Here is an 18161-nt window from a genome sequence, read left to right as displayed (position 1 = left end):
GCCTTCCGATGTCTGTATCGCTTCGGTTGTTTGATTGACACCCATACCGCGACGCGCGTCAAATTAATAAACCTCCGTTCTGTGAAGAGGCTTTCTTTGGGGGAATCCGATTAGCGCCGCCGTAAGGAAGATGTGGGCGAACGTCATCGCCGACCATGCGCCGCCGGCGATGCTCGCCGACGTGGTCGAGGCGCATGAGATCGTGCTCGACTTCAAGGCTTTCCGCAGTCAGGGGGTCGATGACCCCGTCGCAAACTATCGCGACGCCGTTGACGGATTGTAGCCCTCTATGGCGCCGATCTGCATCGTCTCACCCGGGTCCTGGACCGGAAGGCGCGGACGGATGAGGTCATCTCGATGGCGCTGGCCAAGGCGAAGCTCGAGGCTCAGCTGATCAAGGCGCCCTCTCGCTCAGGTCAGGACGCCGCCAAGATCGTCCAGCAAGGCTGCCATTGCCACGCGCGCGGACGCTGGTCATGCGTGACTTGCGGGAACAATAAACAATGGCGACCCCGGCAGGACTCCAACCTGCGACCTCGGCTTTAGGAAAGCCTTGCTCTATGCAGCTGAGCTACGGGGCCATGGGGGTGAACTAGCGGTTCGTGACGCGCGGGGGAAGATGGGGCGCAAGAGGTTCTGCGATCCGCGTCTTCGTGCCCGCGGAATCGGCAGGGTTCTTGTGTGCAGCGGTGTCGGCGAACGCTATATCTAGCCGTGAACAAACGGAGAATCGGAGCGAATCGCCGATTCGATCCCGATTCGTTTCACTGCTGTTCCGCCTGGCCCGTTTTGTCGTTAACGGACGTGTGCTCGACCATGGCGCGCAATCCCGCCAGCACCTGATCGATGTCCTCCCCGCCCCGGCAATCGCCGGCGAGGATCAGGGACAGGGCGTGGGCGTGGACCTCGACCTGCGGCCAGGACCAGGCCTGAGCCGCCACCATCCGATGGGCCGCGTCGCACAGACTGTAGGCCGCCGAATAGAAGGGCGGGATCTCCAGAAATCCCGCCATGTCCACCAGGGCAGAGGCGATCACATAGACCTCCTCCGCCGTGTCCGGATCGCGCCGGACGCACACGTCGTTCAGGGCGTCGACCTTGGCCTGCAGGGCGAGGAGGGCCAGATCCCGTTGGGCCTCCAGCCCCTGTTCAGCGCGCGCGACAGCCTCCTCCAGGGCCAGACCGCCCGGGCGCGCCATCTGGCGCTGCAACGAGGTGCGGACGCTGCGGACAAGCGGCGGTTTCATGGAGGAGGCCTCACAGGCTGACCTTCATCGGCTTCATCAGCATGTCGATCGTGTCCTGATCCATATTGGCCTCGACCGCCTCGCCCAGGTCGCCCGACAAATCGGTCTGGCGGCGGCCCTCCTCGCCTGGCGGAGGACCGTAGTTGCGGACCCGACGATCAGGGCCGACATAGTTTTCCGCTTCCACGAAATCCCGCGCATGGGCGCCCAGCCAGGCGATCCGCTTCAACAGGACAGACGGCGTCAGGGGCTTGGCCACGATATAGCTGGCGCCGCAGTCGCGACCGCGGGCGACGCGGGCCTGGGCGGCGTGACCCAGGATCATGATGGCGGGCGTATAGCGGACCGGCTCGGTCGCTTCGCGCCGAAGCCAGCGCACGAAGTCGTAGCCGTCCATCTCGGGCATGGCGCAATCGATCAGGATAAGATCGACGGCGCGGCGCTGGACCAGTTCGACCGCCTCCTTGGCCGAATGGCATTTCAGCTGCTCGCGAACCCCGAATCCCTGGACGATCGATCCCAGCAGATCAAGGGAGGTCGGCTGATCGTCGACGAGCAGAACCGTTGAATGCGCCAGATTGATCTTGTCCGGCGTTTCCGTCATGGCGTCAGAACAGCATCAGATCGCCGGAATCGGGCGCTTCGGCCGCATTCACTCCGGCGGCGGGCCGCAGTCGCACAGCCATGTCGGCCAGGGAGATGCGGCTGACGGATTCAGCGGGCGTCGCGCCATCGCCCAGCATCCGGAGCACATTGGACAGGGCCTCCAGCCTCTGGGTCAGGGCGTCCAGGGCCTGGGCTTCGGTCAAGGCTTCGGCGCGGTCTTCCATCGGCGCACGCCGCACCAGGCGGCTGACCAGCGCCTCCACATGATCGATCCCCTCGCGCACACGCATCAGCTCGTCGGCGACGGCGGCCAGAAGTTGCGCGTGTTCGGGAGGGGCGTGCATCAAAAGAGCTCCAGGGCGCCCGTATCGACGGGGGGGCGAACGACGGGAACGGGCTTCGGCGCGACGGTGTCGGTCACGGCGCGTTGCATCGCCTTGCCGGTCACCGGCCAGTAGTGCAGACGACGTCCGCCGTCGCCGCGAAGGCTGCCGCCCACGACCGGAATGCCTTCGTCACGCAGGAATTTTTCGGCGAAGTCGGCGTTGGAGCGACCGACATCGCGCAGACTGTCGAACATGCGGCCTCCGCCGAACAGCTTGGCTTCCAGACGGTCGCGCCGCCCCCCCGCCTTCAGCAGGTCGTTGATCAGCAATTCCATCGCATAGGCGCCGTAGCGGCGCCCCGCGTCGGTGCCCGCGCCCGAGCCTTCGGGCAGCAGGAAATGGTTCATGCCGCCGACGCCGGCGACGGGATCGCGCAGACACATGGCCACGCACGAGCCCAGGATGGTGCTGAGCACCACGTCGGGATCCGACGTGATGTGGTGTTCGCCCTGCCCCACGTGCAGCCGCTTTTCCTTGCTGTCCTTCAGGGCGGAGAAGCTCATGTCAGCGGACCGAAGACGGCTTCCAGCTTGCCTTTCAGCTGGGCGACGGTGAAGGGCTTGACCAGATAGTTGTTGACCCCGAACTGGACGGCCCGCTGCACCAGTTCGCGGTCGGCGCGCCCGGTCAGCATGATGAAGGCGGTCTTGGACGTCGGCGGGTGGGCGCGCACGGCGCGCAACAGCCCCAGGCCGTCGAGATTCGGCATATTGTAGTCCGAAATGATCAGGTGCGCCGGCTTGGAAATGATGTCTCGCAAGGCGATCTCGCCGTCGGCGGCCTCGCGGATTTCGCGCACGCCAAGTTGTTGCAGACTGGTGCGGACCAGCGAGCGCATTGTCATCTGATCGTCGACGACCAGGCAGTGGAGAGAGGCGGCGGCGGGCATGGGGGCGCTCCCGGGTTCAGGCGATGGACCGTGCGCCGGGGTAGGCGCACAGCTCAAGAATGGCGGGTGACAAGCGATGGAGCGGCAGTTGTCGTTCCACGGCGCCCAGTTCGAAGGCGGCGCGAGGCATTCCATAGACGACCGAGGTCGCTTCGTCCTGTCCCAGGGTGCGGGCGCCGGCGTCGCGCATGGCCATCAGGCCCTTGGCGCCGTCGCGGCCCATGCCGGTCAGGATCACGCCCGTCATCGGCCGGCCCAGTCGGGCTACGGATTCGAACATGACGTCGACCGAGGGCCGGTGGCCATTCACCGGCTCGCTCGCCACAAGCCGGCAGCGCGGCGTCATGCCGGATGTGACCTCAAGGTGCGATGCCCCGCCCGGCGCCAGATAGATCTGGCCCTGCTGCAGAGGCGCGCCGTCGACGGCTTCGGTGACAGTGGGGGCGCAGACCCGATCCAGACGCGCGGCGAAGCTCGAGGTGAAGGTCGCCGGCATATGCTGGGTGATGATCGTCGCGGGGCAGTTGGCGGGGAAGCCGCTCAGAACGGTCAACAGCGCCTCGACCCCGCCGGTCGACGAGCCGATGGCCAGGATATGGCTGGCGGCCGGCCGATAGGCGCTGGGGGCCGCGGCCGAGGCCGGCACGTCGGCGCGGGCGCGGACGCGCGACCGGGCCGCCGTCTTCACCTTGCCGATCAACTCATGGAAGGCTTCCGCCCTGGCGACGGCTGGCTTGGCCACCGCGTCCACTGCGCCGATCTCGAGCGCGGCAAGGGTTACGTCCGTGCCCGCCGCCGTCAGGGTCGAGACCATGACCACCGGCATGGGCCGCAGCCGCATGATCTTCTCGAGAAACTCCAGCCCGTTCATATTGGGCATCTCGACGTCGAGGGTCAGGACGTCGGGGTTCAGCTCCTTGATGGCGGCGCGCGCCTCGATCGGGTCGGCGGCGGTGCCGACGACCTCGATTTCAGGATCCGATTTCAGGGCGGCCGAGATAAGGCCGCGCATGGTCAGGCTGTCGTCAACCACCAGGACTTTGATCTTGTTCATGGCTCAAACCCCTCCGAGGCGGTAAGTCGTTAGTCCGGCCGTCTGCAACTGGCTTGAGGCCGGGCCGGCCACCCGCTCGGAATGACCGATGTAGAGGGTGGCGCCGGGGTTCATCAGCGGGATGAATCGGCTCCAGACGCGCTCCTGCGTCGGATCGTCGAAATAGATCACGACGTTGCGGCAGAAGATGACGTCGAACTTGCCCTTCATCGGCCAGTCGCCGATCAGGTTCAGTTCCTTGAACGACACCAACCGTTTCAATTGCGGACCGGCGGTCCAGTTTCCACGGTCGGCGCGGTTGAAATATTTGCGCCACAAGGTCGCTGGCGCCGGCTCCAGCGCCTCTTCGGAATAGGTGCCGTCGTGGCCCTGGGCGACCATGTTCGGATCGATGTCCGTCGCCAGGATGCGCACATCCAGGTCCGCCGCCTCAGGCAGGACCGACAATAGCGTCAGGGCCATCGAATAGGGTTCCTGCCCGTTGGAGCAGGCCGCCGACCAAAGCCGCACCCGGCCGCCGGCGCGAGCGCGTTCGACCAGCTTGGGCAGGACCCGGTCGCGCAGGTCGTCGAAATGGTGGGGTTCGCGGTAGAAGCGGGTGACATTGGTCGTCAGGGCGGCCGTCATCTTCTGCCGCTCATCGACCCCGTCCACGCCCTCGACCAGGGCGCAGTAGTCGCGGAAGCTCGACAGGCCCAGGGTCCGCAGCCGTTTGGCCAGGCGCGAATAGACCAGCGCGGCCTTGCCCTCGTTCAGGGCGATGCCGGCGTGGGCGTGAAGCATTTCTGCGATCTGGCGGAAGTCTTCGGCGGTGAAGACAAATTCGCCTTCGACGATGGACCCCCGTCCGGTGGCGGGATTCATGCGGCTTCCGCCTCCACCTGAGGCAGGATGTGGTCCAGAGCGATCAGGCTGATCATGCGGCCGTCGATCGAGAATATGCCTTTGACGAAGGTCTTGACCTGGTCGCTGGCCACGTCGGGTGTCGGCTGAACCGAGGCGTCGCTCATTTCCAGGATGTCCGAAACGGCGTCGACCAGAAGTCCGACCATCCGGCCGCCGATATGGGCGACCATGATGACGTGCCGGGCCGTCGGTTCGGACGTCTCCAGTCCGAAGCGGGCGCCCAGGTCGATGATCGGCAGCACAGTGCCGCGCAGATTGATGACGCCCTTCATATAGGCCGGCGAGCGCGGCAGGGGGGTCGCCGGGGTCCAGCCGCGGATTTCACGCACGGACATGATGTCGACGCAGAATTCCTGACGGCCGATGCGGAAGGCGATGAGTTCGCGCTGGGAGTCGTTGGCTTCGGTCATGGATCAGCTCGCGAGCTTGAAATCGGGACGGGAGGATTTGCGGCGCATGTCGGTGACCAGGACGTCCACATCGAGGATCAGAGCCACCCGGCCGTCGCCCAGTATGGTGGCGGCGGCGACGCCCTCGACCTGCTGGTAGTTCGTCTCGAGGCTCTTTATGACCACCTGGCGCTGGCCCTGGATGGCGTCGAACAGCAGGGCCGCCTGCTGGCCGCCCTCGGTCTCGACCACCACGGCCACGCCTTCCGAGGGGACCACAGGGGTGTCGCGGAAGCCCATGGTCATGGCCACGTCGATCAGGGGCAGGAAGCGGTCGCGGAAGCGGATCACCGGATCGACTCCGCCGACATAATGCAGGTCGGCTTCCTGGGGCGTCAGGCTCTCGACAATGGCCGGCAGCGGCGCGATCAGGATCTGGTCGGCGGCCGACACCACCATCCCGTCCAGCACCGCGAGGGTCAGCGGCAGACTGAGGGTGAAGGTCGATCCCTTGCCCGGAATCGAGCTGATCGAGATGCGGCCGCCCAGCGCCTGGATCGAGCGTTTGACGACGTCCATGCCCACGCCCCGGCCTGAGATGTCGGACACGACCGCGGCGGTGGAGAAGCCGGGCAGGAAGATCAGATTGTCGATCTGCTCGTCGGTCAGGGCGGCGTCGGCGGCGATCAGCCCCTTGTCCGTGGCGATCTTGCGCACACGTTCGCGGTTGATGCCCCGGCCGTCGTCGGAAATCTCGATGACGATCCGGCCCGAACGGTGGAGGGCGGCGAGCCGCACCGTGCCCTCAGCCGGCTTGCCGGCCGCGATCCGTTCGTCAGGCGTCTCCAGCCCGTGATCGATGGCGTTGCGCAACATGTGGGTGATGGGCTCGGCCAGGCGTTCGACCACGGTCTTGTCGACCTCGGTGTCCTCACCGGCCGTGACCAGACGAACCTGTTTCGACACCATGTCAGCGACTTCGCGGACCAGACGCGGCATGCGCTGGAACACCGACTTCACCGGCTGGGCGCGAATGGCCATGACGCTGTCCTGGATCTCGCGCGTCAGCAGCTCGAGATCTTCCAGCCCAAGGGCGATGCCGGAGGAGCGGGCCAGGCCGCTTTCCAACACGCGCTGCGACAGCATGGCCTGCTGGATGACCAGTTCGCCGACCACGTTGATCAGGCGATCGACCCGGTCCAGATCGACGCGGATGGTGACCGGCGCGGGAGCGACCGGCGCGGCGACCTGAGCCGGCGAGGCAGCCGCGCTAGGAGCGGGCGCGGCGGCGGGGATAGGGGGCGCGACGGGGGCAGGCGCAGCGACCGGTTCAGGTGCGGCAATGACGGGAGCGGGGGCTGGGGCGGGCGCCTCGGCGGACGCGGCGCCGGCGGCCTTGGCCAGAAGAGCGGCGACATCCAGGGTGTCGCTGGCCGGCAATACCGCCGGCGGCTCCTCCTCGAACTCAAGCGCGGAGGCGGGCGCGCCACCCAGGGGCGAAACCGACAGGTCGCAGTCCGCTTCAACAAAGTCGAACACTTCGCGCACGACCTTTTCGTCGATTTCGGCGGTCAGATCGATCGTCCAGGTCAGATAGCCTTCCTCGGCGACGAGGATGTCCAGCGATGGCAGGGTGCTTTCGTCCAGCGACACTGTAATCGGACCCAACCGCCCGAGTTCGCGCAACAGAAGACCCGTCTCGTTGGCGCTGCCGTACATACGGCCGTGCGGCTTCAGCAGGATGCGCCAGCCCGTCTGGGCCTCGGGCGCGGCCGGGGTTTCGTCCAATGTCCCCAGGTCGGCCAAAGGCTCGTCCAGGGCGGCGTCGAAAGCCATAGGCGTGAAGCCGAAATCGTCGTCTTCCTCCTCCATGACCGGCGGCGCTTCGCCGCCATGGGTCAGAAGCTCCAGCTCCTGAACCAGGCCGGCCGAGCGTTCCTCGTCCACGGGGGGGGCCAGACCTTGCGCGGCCTGAATATGGTCGGCCAACACATCGGAGGCGCGCAGCAGGGTCTTGATCGTGACCGTGTCGCAGGGCTTTCGACCGCCCCGCAACTCGTCCATCAGGGTTTCGAAGACGTGGGCGAAGCGAACCAGGGCCTCCAGGCCGAACGCACCCGCCCCCCCCTTCACCGAGTGAACGGCGCGGAAGACGGCGTTGATGGTTTCAAGGTCGGTTTGACCCTGTTCCAGCAACATGAGCTTCGATTCCAGTTCCGCGAGCAGTTCGTCGCATTCCTGGAAGAAGGTGGCTTTGATGGCTTCGAAGGCGTCCATGGCTTGCGGCCCGACCGATCTCTGGGGTTAGGCCGCGACGCGGCGAACAGCGTCGACCAGCTTGACGGGATCGAAGGGCTTGACGATCCAGCCGGTGGCGCCGGCGGCGCGGGCGCGGGCCTTCTTCTCGGCGTCGCTCTCGGTCGTCAGCACCAGGCAGGGGGTGGTCCGGTGGTTCGGATCGGCGCGCATGCCTTCGATGAAGCCGAAGCCGTCCATCCGGGGCATGTTGATGTCGGTGATGACGACGTCCGCGCCCTGGGCGGCCAGGGTCTCCAGACCGTCGATGCCGTCGACGGCCTGGATCACGGTGTAGCCCGCATCCTCGAGCGCCATCAGCAGCATGTCGCGCATGGTGCGGGAATCATCGATGGTCAGCACTGTCTTTTTCACGCGAGAGGTCCTTCAATGAGGTCTTGAGCGTCGGGAGCGGACGCGCCGAAGGCGGTCCATTGTTCGGAAAAGCCTTGAGACTGGGGAGAGATCGTCAGGTCGAAGCCGTCGGCGGCCCAGGTCTTGCGAGCCGACAACAGCACCTGCAGACACAGGCCGCCCAGACGTTCGACATTGGAGGCGTCCAGGATGGTCGATTGACCACGCTTGGCCAGCAGTTCGGCTTTCAGCGGCTCCGCCGCATTCATGTCCAGCACTTGCGCGAGCACGATGGCGTCGGTCACTGAAGGCCCCCTGGTTCGACTTCAGTCCCATGCATCGCATGGTCTTGGTAAAGATCGATTGAAGAGAGAATCACCTAGAACTCCTCCCAGCCGTCTGCGTCCGCCTCGGCCTTGGGCGCCGCACCGCCGCGACCGACGGTCTTCAAGACCTGGATCACGCGGTTCGAGGCCTTGGCCGGCGGCGGCGAAGCGACGGGCCGCGGCGCCGCGACCGCCTGGTGGGAGCCCTCGCCGACCTTGAACTGCGCCACAGAAGCCTGCAGAGCCTCGGCCTCCTGGGCCAGCGAATGGCTGGCGGCGGTCGATTGCTCGACCATGGCCGCATTCTGCTGGGTGACCTGGTCCATCTGGTTCACGGCGGTGTTGACCTGGGCCAGGCCCACGGCCTGTTCCTGGGCAGAGGCCGCGATTTCCGACACCAGGCCGTCGATCTCGGCGACCCGGTCCACGATCCGTTGCAGGGCCTCGCCGGTCTGGCCGACCAGTTTCACGCCCGAGCCGACCTGGGTGGTCGAGGCCGAGATCAGGGTCTTGATTTCCTTGGCCGCTTCGGCCGAACGCTGGGCCAGGGCGCGCACCTCGGAGGCCACCACCGCAAAGCCGCGACCGGCCTCGCCGGCGCGCGCCGCCTCGACCCCGGCGTTCAGGGCCAGAAGATTGGTCTGGAAGGCGATTTCGTCGATCACGCCGATGATCTGGTTGATCTGGCTGGACGACCCCTCGATGGCCTGCATGGCCGACACGGCGTCACGGACGATGACGCCCGAGGTTTCGGCGTCGCCCTTGGCCGCCTGGACCACGTCCGAGGCCTGGCGCGCGCCCGAGGCGGTCTTGTTCACCGTCGCCGTGATCTCGTCCAGCGCTGCGGCGGTTTCTTCCAGCGACGCCGCCTGTTGTTCGGTGCGGCGCGACAGGTCGTCAGCGGCCTGCGAAATCTCGCCGGCGCCCGAGCGGATGCCCGCCACATTGCCCAGCACCACGCTCAGCGCCTGTTGCAGCTGGGCGATGGCGGCGTTGAAATCGGTCTTCAGCTGCTGCGAGCGCGGCGCCACCTCGACGGTGAACCGGTGCGTCAGATCGCCGTTCGACATCGCCGCCAGCCCCTCGGCCAGCGCCGTCAGCGCCACCCGATCCTCCTCGGCGATACGCGCCTTGTCCGCCTCGTTGGCCGCGCGTTCCTGTTCGGACATCGAGCGATGCGACAGGGCTTCCTGTTCGACGCGGACCTTGTCCAGGGCGGCGTCGCGGAAGGCGACGATGGCCTGGGCCATCTTGCCGAACTCGTCCTTACGTTCCGCCCCGACGACCTGGATGCTGGTGTCGCCCGCCATCAGCTTCTGCATATAGCCGATCATGCCGAAGGTCGGCCGAACGATGGCGCGGGTCGCCGCCAGACCGGCGACGATCGCCACGACCAGGGCGCTGGCCAGCCCTGCGACCACGGCCATCAGGACGGCGCGCGCGGCGTTGGCCTGAGCCTTGCGCGACGCTTCGAGACCCGCCTCGTTGGCGGCCTTCAACTCGTCGATCGCCGCTTCGACCGGTTCGATGAACTTGTCGGCGGTTCCGGTCTGACCAATCATCTGGGCGGCCTCGCCGACACGCCCTTCGGCGACCATGGCCTTCCCGACCTGGACGATGTTCTCATACCAGAGGTCGCTAGCCTGAATCGCCTTGTCGATCGGCGCCTGGCGATCCGCCGGCAGATCAGCGCGGACCTGTTCCAGCGCCGACTTGAACTTGTCGCGATGGAGGTCGAGCCGCTCCGAATAGTAGGGGTCCTGCGACAACAGGTACCCTCGATAAGAGTTTTCGGCCTTGGAAAGACGGAATTCCGCCGCCGCCAGGTCGCGGTTGATCTTGTTTTCGCTGGTCCGCACTTCGTCGGCGCGTTCCAGCGCGAAAAGATTGACGACGATAACGATCCCCATGACGATGATCGCCGCCAGGACAGCTCCAAAGGCGACGGCAAGCTTGCGGCCGACCGGCATGTTGTCGAGGAAATTCAACTACTCTCTCCTAGGTATCACACAACGGCGACAAGGCGCGTCGGCCAACCACCTCTGCCGGGGGAGAATGAAAGGATGACTAATATGAATTCTGAACTAAGGCTTAGGTAGGAACGCGTACCGCCCCGGCAGCGTGGCGCACGGGTCGTCTGAGCGGCTCTGGCGTCGGCCGAGAGCGCATTGCAAACGGCGCTGTCGGAGAAGACCCTTGAGGCGGGGTTGTCCTCGCCCTTCGACACAAGGCACAGTTGTCCAGATAAGGCTGGCTGCACAATAGATCATGCGGCCTGATTCCCAGCCTCGACCTCTGGCTCATTTCGCCTTTGGTCACCACACGATAACAATACGTGCTTTTCCATGAGATTAAGGGCGTTATAAAGAATAGGTCAAAAAAGTGGTGGAGCGCTGATGGTTTCGCAGCTGCGAGATCGATCATGAATCTGATGCGAGAGAAATTCTTCAAAGAATCTCGGTGGGACTCGCTCATGCGAAGCCCCTCTCGCGCCTTGTGGAACGGCGTTTTTCTTGCGTGCGCCTGCGTGTTATTTGCATCTCTGGTCAGGTACTTCCTGCGGGAGATTGAACACGTCCACTACATGCCGCTGTTGGCGGCGGTGATGGCGACCGCCCTTATGGCCAACCGCGCGGCGACAATCTTAGCGATACTTCTGTCGATCGCGGCCGACCTCATCTTGACGCCTCGATTCGGCCTCACGGAGGCCGCCGCCAATGTCGCCCTCTTCACGGTAATCGGCCTGGTCATGGCCGAGGTCTGTCAGCGTCTGGCGAGCCGTAGCGCCTTGCTGCACAGCATAATGACAGCGGTTCCCGTCGTGACGCTCGACGAGGAGGGTCGCATACTCCGAATCACCACTGCAGCAGCCGATCTGCTCGGCGTCGCGCCCGAAGCCGCCCTGGGCCGCAACTTCAGCCTCTTCATCGCCGAGTTCGACAAGACGATGCTGGCCATCGTGCTGAAGGGCGAAACCTTGCCCCTTCCCCCGCCCGGCTACTGGCTGGCTCGACATCCCGACGGCGAAATCGTGCCGATCACGATCCACGCCAGCCCTCTGTCGCACGGCGTCGATCGGGAATGGGTCGTCCTGTCCCTGGGAGACCAACGACCGACCCGGGCGGTCCAGGATAGGATGCGAGACCTGATGAGCCAGCTCAGCCGGACCTGGCGGCTGAATTCGATGGGCGAGATGGCGGCGATCCTGGCGCACGAGTTGAACCAGCCCCTGACCGCCGCCACAGTCTATCTTCACGCGGGCCAGACGGACATCGCCCGCGCGGGGCCGATCGGCGACAGCGCCGGACGCACACTCGATCTGGCCAAGACCCAACTCCTCCGCGCCGGAGACATTATCAGGCGTATGCGCGAGCTCATCGCGACCGGCGCGCCGGAACTGTCCGCAGAGCGGGCGTCGTCGATGATCGACGACCTGAGACCCATGTTCGACTTGATTCGCCAGGACACTGGGGTGTCGATCGTCGTCGAGGTCCAGACCGCCGAGGATCAGGTGCTGGCGGATCGCGTCCAGTTCCAGCAGGCGATCACCAATCTGATCCGCAACGCCGTCGACGCCGTCGGGGGCCGCGACAACGGCCTGGTCCGCCTCATCGGCCGCAGCCGCGCGGACGGGGCATACGAGATTCTGGTCGAAGACGATGGTCCGGGCATTCCGGACGACCAGATGGACCGCATTTTCCAACCTATGATGACCACCAAGGCCGGCGGCATGGGCCTGGGCCTGTCCGTCACTCGCTCGATCGTCGAGAGCCACGACGCCACTCTGGTCGTCGGGCGCAGTTCACTGGGCGGCGCCGCCTTCTCCTTCAGCCTCTCCCCTCTTTCGGAGCTCGAAGTCGCATGATCCAATCCTCCGTCTTCATCATCGACGATGATCCGGCCATGCGCGATTCCCTTCTGATGCTTCTGCGCGGCGAGGGCATCCGCGCCCGGGGATTCGCCAGCGCCCTCCTGTTTCTCGAGGCCCTGCCGACAGACAAGAACGCCTGTGTCGTCACCGACCTGAGAATGCCCCAGATGGAGGGGACCGAGCTGATCCGTCAGTTGACGGAGTTGCGCGGACCGGGCTGGCCGGTGATCGTCATAACCGGTCATGCGGACGTTCCCCTGGCGGTCCAGTTGATGAAGGCCGGCGTGGTCGACTTCATCGAAAAACCCTTCGATCCGAACCGGATTCTCGAGGCGGTCCGAGGCTGTCTCTCCAATCTGGAAAGACAGGGCGCCGAAAGCGAGGCGCGAGAGGAGACCGTGTCCCGTCTGGCCACCCTGACCCCGCGCGAACGCCAGGTCTTCGACGCCCTGATCGACGGCAATTCGAACAAGGAGATCGCCCTGATGCTCGATATCAGCCCCCGCACGGTCGAGATCTTCAGGGCCAAGGTCATGCAGAAGATGCAAGCCCAGAGCCTGTCCATGCTGGTCCGGCTGGGCTTGAGCGTCGCGGAAGCCTGAGTCGCCCCTTGAGCCCTGAGGCAATCGTCGCCACCTTGCAGGTGTCATGAGCGACCGGTCCGCAGGCCTCGCCCCTTCCCGCGTCACCGCGGTCCTGGGGCCCACCAACACCGGCAAGACCCATCTGGCGGTCGAGCGGATGCTGGGTCACGCCTCGGGCATGATCGGCCTGCCGCTGAGGCTGCTGGCCCGCGAGATCTACGAGCGGATCGTCAGACAGCGGGGGGCCGCCGCCGTCGCCCTGATCACGGGCGAGGAAAAGATCGTTCCGCCGCGCCCGCATTATTTCGTCTGCACCGTCGAGGCCATGCCGCTGGAGCGGTCGGTCGAGTTCCTGGCCGTGGACGAGATCCAGCTGGTCGCCGATCCCGAGCGCGGCCATGTCTTCACCCAGAGGCTGCTGCACGCGCGTGGCAGGTTCGAGACCATGTTCCTGGGCGCCGGCACGCTCGAGCCCCTGATCCGCCGCCTGGTCCCGGACGTCGAGATCGTGACACGGGACCGGCTGTCGACCCTGTCTTACGCCGGGTCCAAGAAACTGACCCGCCTGCCGCGCCGCAGCGCCATCGTCGCCTTCTCGACCGAGCGGGTCTACGCCATCGCCGAACTGATCCGGCGTCAGAGGGGCGGCGCGGCCGTGGTCATGGGGTCGCTCAGCCCCAGGACCCGCAACGCCCAGGTCGCCCTGTACCAGTCGGGCGAGGTCGACTTCCTGGTCGCTACCGACGCCATCGGCATGGGGCTGAACATGGACGTGGACCATGTCGCCTTTGCGGGCCTGAGGAAGTTTGACGGACGGCGGACGCGCTGGCTGCACGCCCACGAGATCGGCCAGATCGCCGGTCGCGCCGGCCGACACCTGCGCGACGGCACCTTCGGGGTCACGGCGGAGGCCGAGGACCTGGACGACGATCTGGTCGAACAGGTGGTCGAGCACCGGTTTGATCCGGTCGAGGCGGCGGAATGGCGCAACGCCCGACTGGACTTCGACACCCTGCCCGATCTGCTGCGCTCCCTCACCGTCACGCCCCAGCGGGCGGGGCTAAGCCTGACGGCCGAAGCCCTGGACGAGACCCTGCTGCGCCGCCTGATCAAGGACGAGGAGGTGGCCCGTATCGGCCGGTCGCGCGGGGCCGTCATGCGGCTGTGGGAGGCCTGCCAGCTGCCGGACTTCCAGAAGACGACGCTGGACGAACACGCCCGTCTGGCCAGGGACGTCTTCCATGCCCTGACCGGCAAGCGGGGCCGGTTGACCGAAGACTGGATGGCGCCGCGCTTCGCCTTCGTGGATCGTGACGACGGCCAGATCGACCAGCTATCGGCCCGCCTCTCGGCCGTCCGCACCCTGTCCTACATCGCCAACCGCCCTGACTGGGTTCACGACGCCCAGGGCTGGCGCGACAAGACCCGCGCCCTGGAAGACCGCCTCTCCGACGTTCTGCACGAGCGGCTGACCGCGCGGTTCGTCGACCGTCGGACCACCGCCCTGATGCGGGCCCTGAACGTGCGCGAGGACACGTTCGCAGGCGTCGCTGAGGACGGGGAGGTCACGGTGGAAGGCCAGGTGGTGGGCCAGCTTGAGGGCGTCCGCTTCCAGATGGAGAAGGGCGCCTCGGCCCTGGAGGACCGCACGCTGCGCCAGGCGGCCGTCCGCGCCGTCACGCCCGAGATCAACCGCCGCCTCGGCCGCCTCGCCGCCGAGACCGACGAGGCCTTCGCCGTCACGCCGGACGGCGCCGTCCTTTGGCGCGGCGTCCTGACCGCCCAGATCCAGTCCACGCCGACCGGCGCCGATCCCTTCTCGCCCTCCGTCCGCTTGTTGGGCGAACTGGGTCCGACGCCCGCCCGCGAGCGGGCCAAGCGCCGGATCGAGGCCTGGCTGGCGTTCGAAGCCGGCCGCGCCTTGCGCGATCTGCGCCGCCTGCGTCAGGCCGTGGAATCCGGTGCGCTGAAGGGTCTGCCTCGCGGGATCGCCTTCCGCCTGATCGAGGCCGGCGGCCTGATCGACCGCCGCGACGTCGAACGCGACCTGGCCGCCCTCAGCCAGGTCGAGCGCCGCACCCTGAAAAGCTTCGCCATCCGCGTCGGCGCCCATTCGGTCTGGCTGCCCGGCCTGCAGAAGCCCCGCGCCCGGCATTTCGCCCAGGCCTTCCTGGACGCGCCTCTGATTCCCGCGACGCCCGATCTGATCCCCGCGCCGCCCGAACCGCCCTCGCCCCGCCTGCTCTCGGCCCACGGCCTGCGCGCAGCCGGTCGCTGGCTGGCGCCGGTCGAGACCCTGGAGAAGATGGCCGACCTGCGCGCCGCCAATACGGCCGATCGCGGCCGACTGACCGACGCCGCCCTGACCGACCTGGGCTGGACCCCTGATCAGGCGAAACAGGTCATCGCCGCCCTGAAGACCGAGCGCGCCCGCCAGCCCGACAAGCCCGGCGTTTCGCCGAAGCCGCCCAAGGATTCGCCCTTCGCCGTTCTCGCCGCCCTGACGACGCCACCGCCGGCGCGGGCCAAGCGTCGTCGCACGCGCAAAAAGACGGCGACGACCGGCGAGAGATGACTGACTGGACCAACCAAGCGCGCGCCGCCGAGGACCTGACGCCCCGTATCGTTCAGAGCGAGAGCCGCCTGTTCCTCGAGTTCAATACCGTGCGGAGAGCCGACGGGATCGATTTCCACTGGTGGGATCGCCCGACAGACCTGATCCCTTTCACAGCCTGGCTGAGGGGGGACGGCCGCCACGACTTCTCAGACGCCGATCAAGGCTGGACCTTCGACGCCGCCCATCGTGACGGCCGCCTGTATTTCCGCCAAGGCGACCTCGACACCGGGGAGATCTTCGTGACGTTGAGCGTTGACCGGAACGTCTTCCTGGCGCGGTTCGAGGCCGCGCTGGTCGCTGTGCCGGCCTTGGAGCTTCAAAGCGAACGCCGCCCCCGCTCGGGAGCCTGACCGCCGATGTCTACTGCAGAAGCGGCCTGCCGTATCGATATCTGGCTGTGGCGCGCCCGGTTCGTGAAGACGCGAAGCCTGGCCGCCGATCTGGTCGAAAGGGGCGCGGTGCGCCTGACCCATCAGGGACGCGAGGCGCGGCTGGACAAGCCCAGCCGTTGCGTTCATCCGGGCGATCTGCTGACCTTCGCCCAGAACGGGCGGGTCACGACTCTGAGGGTCGAGGCCCTGGGCGAGCGACGCGGGCCTGCTGAAGAGGCCCGCGCCCTTTACGACCTTATTTCTGAATGACGAACTCGCCTTCGATGTGCAGCTTCACCTCGTCCGAAACGGCCGGCAGGGCGTAGTTGATGCCGAAGTCCGAACGCTTGATGGTGGCTTCTCCGTCGAAGCCGGCCTTGTAGGCGCCCATGACTGTGCCGGCGCCATTGAACTCGACTTCAATGGTCACGGGCTTGGTCACGCCGCGCAGGGTCAGGTCGCCGACCACGGTCGCCTCGTTGGCGTCGTCCGCATCGACCGTCACAGAGCGCGAGACGAAGGTCGCGGTCGGATGATTGGCGGTGTCGAAGAAATCGGCGGTCTGGAGGTGGGCCTTCAGCCGGTCATCGTTCGGCGCGACGTCGGTCAGCGGGATGGTGGCGGTCAGGGTCGAGGCGGACGGATTGGCCGGGTCCAGCTTCAACTCGGCCTTCACGTTCACGAACTGACCCGTGTAGGTCGAGAGGCCGAAATGGTTGACCGACCAGGTGATCTTGCCGTGGCTGGACTCCAGATCATAGTTCCCGGCGGCGACCTCGGCCGGGTTCTTGGTCAAGGCGGCCTGGGCCACCACGGCCCCGCCGGCGGCGAGGCTGACGGCCAGGGCGCCGGCGAGGGCGTATTTCATGAAAGGGGTGCGCATGGTGATGTTCCGGTTGAAGGGGATCGGGATATGCAATCACTACAGTTGCGATTTAGCCTGACTGTTGTCAAGGCGCGCCAGGCCGCCTGCGAACGTCTCCCAGCTTAAGCCGCGCTGTTGACAGTTGGTTGCGTGGTCGCCATGTCGCAGCCTCCCGTCCACAGTCCCGACCCTTTTCGCCGCCCCATGACCTACATCGTCACCGACGCCTGCGTGAAATGTAAGTTCATGGACTGCGTCGAGGTGTGCCCCGTCGACTGTTTCTACGAGGGCGAGAATTTCCTGGTCATCGCCCCGGACGAATGCATCGACTGCGGCGTATGCGAGCCGGAATGCCCCGTCGACGCCATCGTGCCCGACACCGAGGACGAGCCGGACGGCAAATGGCTTCAGGTCAACGCCGAATACGCCAAGGTCTGGCCCAATATCACCGTCAAGGGCACGCCCCCCGCCGACCGCGAGCAGTATGAACGCGAGACCGGCAAGTACGAGAAATACTTCAGCCCCAAGCCGGGCAAGGGTTCCTGAGTTTCAGCCCCGTCCAGCGCAAGCCGTGCCGCATTTCCACGTCCGCCCTGTGGACGTTTTGAAATTCCGCAAATTTGTGATAGGTTCTGTTTCATTGGATCGGGCGGTCCGCGAAATCTTCGCGCCGCCCGTGTTTGCGACAGAATCCCGCCCATAGACGGGATCGGCCAGAGGTTTGGTGATCCGTTTCCGCATTTGACGCCCAGCATGACCTCCCCGGCGGCTCCCACCGACGGTTGAGGTCCTGTCTGCGTCGAACGCGCCTTCGCTTCGCCCGGCCCTGACCGGGAAAGGACGAATATGACGAGCAAGACTGGTCTGGAGTTCAAGGTTGGCGACGCGGTCGTCTATCCGGCGCACGGCGTCGGTAAAGTCGCGGCGGTCGAGACTCAGGAAGTCGCGGGCATGTCGCTGGAAGTCTATGTCGTGACCTTCGACCACGAGAAGATGACCCTGCGCGTCCCGACCAAGAAGGCCGCGACCGCCGGCCTGCGTTCGCTGGCCGCCGACGACGTCGTGACCAAGGCCCTGACCACCCTGAAGGGCCGCGCCCGCATCAAGCGCACCATGTGGTCGCGTCGCGCCCAGGAATACGAGGCCAAGATCAACTCGGGCGACCTGATCTCCATCGCCGAAGTGGTCCGCGACCTGCACCGCGCCGACACCCAGCCGGAACAGTCCTATTCCGAGCGCCAGCTCTATGAATCGGCCCTGGACCGGATGGCCCGCGAAGTCGCCGCCGCCAACAAGATCGACAAGGACGCCGCCGTCGAGCTGCTGGCCAAGTCGCTCAGCGCCAAGAAGCCGATCCCGACCGCCGAAGCGGCCTGATCCCCGGCTCCAGACGAACGAAAA

General features: G+C 66.1%; 21 protein-coding genes and 1 tRNA gene. 8 read left to right on the top strand and 14 right to left on the bottom strand.

Going from position 1 to position 18161, the window contains the following annotated elements; genetic code table 11:
* The first annotated feature begins 130 nt into the window (after positions 1–130).
* Positions 131–283: a hypothetical protein gene (locus ACVPT3_RS01685; protein ID WP_492042496.1), complete on the top strand. Its 153-nt coding sequence runs from the start codon at positions 131–133 to the stop codon at positions 281–283.
* Between the two features lie 221 nt (positions 284–504).
* On the opposite strand, the gene ACVPT3_RS01680 is transcribed toward ACVPT3_RS01685, so the two are convergent.
* From ACVPT3_RS01680 to ACVPT3_RS01620, 13 genes are all read right to left on the bottom strand, one after another.
* Positions 505–581, bottom strand: a tRNA-Arg gene (locus ACVPT3_RS01680).
* A 183-nt stretch (positions 582–764) separates the two neighbouring features.
* Positions 765–1247 carry a chemotaxis protein CheE gene (locus tag ACVPT3_RS01675; RefSeq protein ID WP_492042495.1) on the bottom strand — a complete coding sequence of 161 codons (483 nt, stop codon included), beginning with the start codon at positions 1245–1247 and terminating at the stop codon, positions 765–767.
* 10 nt (positions 1248–1257) lie between these two features.
* Positions 1258–1851, bottom strand: coding sequence for a response regulator (locus ACVPT3_RS01670; protein WP_492042494.1), 594 nt, complete (start codon positions 1849–1851; stop codon positions 1258–1260).
* 4 nt (positions 1852–1855) lie between these two features.
* On the bottom strand, positions 1856–2197 hold the full coding sequence (locus ACVPT3_RS01665) for a DUF8776 family protein (RefSeq protein WP_492042493.1): 342 nt from the start codon (positions 2195–2197) through the stop codon (positions 1856–1858).
* Positions 2197–2742 carry a chemotaxis protein CheD gene (locus ACVPT3_RS01660; protein ID WP_492042492.1) on the bottom strand — a complete coding sequence of 182 codons (546 nt, stop codon included), beginning with the start codon at positions 2740–2742 and terminating at the stop codon, positions 2197–2199. The genes ACVPT3_RS01665 and ACVPT3_RS01660 overlap by 1 nt, the downstream gene beginning before the upstream one ends.
* Positions 2739–3128, bottom strand: coding sequence for a response regulator (locus tag ACVPT3_RS01655; protein ID WP_008262387.1), 390 nt, complete (start codon positions 3126–3128; stop codon positions 2739–2741). Before ACVPT3_RS01655 ends, ACVPT3_RS01660 begins: the two co-directional genes overlap by 4 nt.
* A 16-nt stretch (positions 3129–3144) precedes the next feature.
* Positions 3145–4182, bottom strand: a complete 1038-nt coding sequence (locus ACVPT3_RS01650; protein ID WP_492042491.1) for a protein-glutamate methylesterase/protein-glutamine glutaminase — start codon at positions 4180–4182, stop codon at positions 3145–3147.
* Between the two features lie 3 nt (positions 4183–4185).
* A complete protein-coding gene (locus tag ACVPT3_RS01645; RefSeq protein WP_492042490.1) occupies positions 4186–5046 on the bottom strand; it encodes a CheR family methyltransferase in 861 nt (286 codons plus the stop codon).
* The gene (locus tag ACVPT3_RS01640; RefSeq protein ID WP_492042489.1) at positions 5043–5498 is read right to left on the bottom strand and encodes a chemotaxis protein CheW; all 456 of its coding nucleotides are present in this window, start codon (positions 5496–5498) and stop codon (positions 5043–5045) included. The genes ACVPT3_RS01645 and ACVPT3_RS01640 overlap by 4 nt, the downstream gene beginning before the upstream one ends.
* A gap of 3 nt (positions 5499–5501) precedes the next feature.
* Entirely contained in the window at positions 5502–7754 is a 2253-nt protein-coding gene (locus ACVPT3_RS01635; RefSeq protein ID WP_492042488.1) for a chemotaxis protein CheA, read from the bottom strand.
* A gap of 27 nt (positions 7755–7781) precedes the next feature.
* Positions 7782–8147, bottom strand: a complete 366-nt coding sequence (locus tag ACVPT3_RS01630) for a response regulator (RefSeq protein ID WP_183196268.1) — start codon at positions 8145–8147, stop codon at positions 7782–7784.
* Entirely contained in the window at positions 8144–8431 is a 288-nt protein-coding gene (locus tag ACVPT3_RS01625) for an STAS domain-containing protein (RefSeq protein ID WP_492042487.1), read from the bottom strand. The genes ACVPT3_RS01630 and ACVPT3_RS01625 overlap by 4 nt, the downstream gene beginning before the upstream one ends.
* A gap of 74 nt (positions 8432–8505) precedes the next feature.
* Positions 8506–10422, bottom strand: coding sequence for a methyl-accepting chemotaxis protein (locus tag ACVPT3_RS01620; protein WP_492043772.1), 1917 nt, complete (start codon positions 10420–10422; stop codon positions 8506–8508).
* A gap of 557 nt (positions 10423–10979) precedes the next feature.
* Here ACVPT3_RS01620 and ACVPT3_RS01615 point away from each other — a divergent pair.
* From ACVPT3_RS01615 to ACVPT3_RS01595, 5 genes are read left to right on the top strand one after another with little or no spacing between them, the layout of a single operon-like run.
* The gene (locus ACVPT3_RS01615) at positions 10980–12317 is read left to right on the top strand and encodes a two-component system sensor histidine kinase NtrB (protein WP_492042486.1); all 1338 of its coding nucleotides are present in this window, start codon (positions 10980–10982) and stop codon (positions 12315–12317) included.
* Entirely contained in the window at positions 12314–12925 is a 612-nt protein-coding gene (fixJ, locus tag ACVPT3_RS01610; RefSeq protein WP_492042485.1) for a response regulator FixJ, read from the top strand. Before ACVPT3_RS01615 ends, fixJ begins: the two co-directional genes overlap by 4 nt.
* 46 nt (positions 12926–12971) lie before the next feature.
* On the top strand, positions 12972–15482 hold the full coding sequence (locus ACVPT3_RS01605; RefSeq protein ID WP_492042484.1) for a helicase-related protein: 2511 nt from the start codon (positions 12972–12974) through the stop codon (positions 15480–15482).
* The gene (locus ACVPT3_RS01600; RefSeq protein ID WP_492042483.1) at positions 15479–15874 is read left to right on the top strand and encodes a hypothetical protein; all 396 of its coding nucleotides are present in this window, start codon (positions 15479–15481) and stop codon (positions 15872–15874) included. Before ACVPT3_RS01605 ends, ACVPT3_RS01600 begins: the two co-directional genes overlap by 4 nt.
* Before the next feature lie 6 nt (positions 15875–15880).
* Positions 15881–16165, top strand: coding sequence for an RNA-binding S4 domain-containing protein (locus tag ACVPT3_RS01595; protein ID WP_492042482.1), 285 nt, complete (start codon positions 15881–15883; stop codon positions 16163–16165).
* On the opposite strand, the gene ACVPT3_RS01590 is transcribed toward ACVPT3_RS01595, so the two are convergent.
* Entirely contained in the window at positions 16152–16778 is a 627-nt protein-coding gene (locus ACVPT3_RS01590) for a YceI family protein (RefSeq protein ID WP_492042481.1), read from the bottom strand. The genes ACVPT3_RS01595 and ACVPT3_RS01590 overlap by 14 nt on opposite strands.
* A 186-nt stretch (positions 16779–16964) precedes the next feature.
* Between ACVPT3_RS01590 and fdxA the strand changes: the two genes are divergently transcribed.
* Together fdxA and ACVPT3_RS01580 are read left to right on the top strand one after the other, a co-directional pair.
* Complete coding sequence (gene fdxA / locus ACVPT3_RS01585; RefSeq protein ID WP_017505910.1) at positions 16965–17306, top strand: ferredoxin FdxA; 342 nt, start codon at positions 16965–16967, stop codon at positions 17304–17306.
* Positions 17307–17606: 300 nt separating this feature from the next.
* Positions 17607–18137: a CarD family transcriptional regulator gene (locus ACVPT3_RS01580; protein WP_008260268.1), complete on the top strand. Its 531-nt coding sequence runs from the start codon at positions 17607–17609 to the stop codon at positions 18135–18137.
* The last annotated feature ends 24 nt before the right edge of the window (positions 18138–18161 follow it).

It is taken from the genome of Brevundimonas sp. FV1ps31S (genome assembly GCF_058681265.1).
The sequence above is the reverse complement of the archived record's forward strand: the minus strand, read 5'-3'. Positions and strand labels throughout refer to the sequence as shown.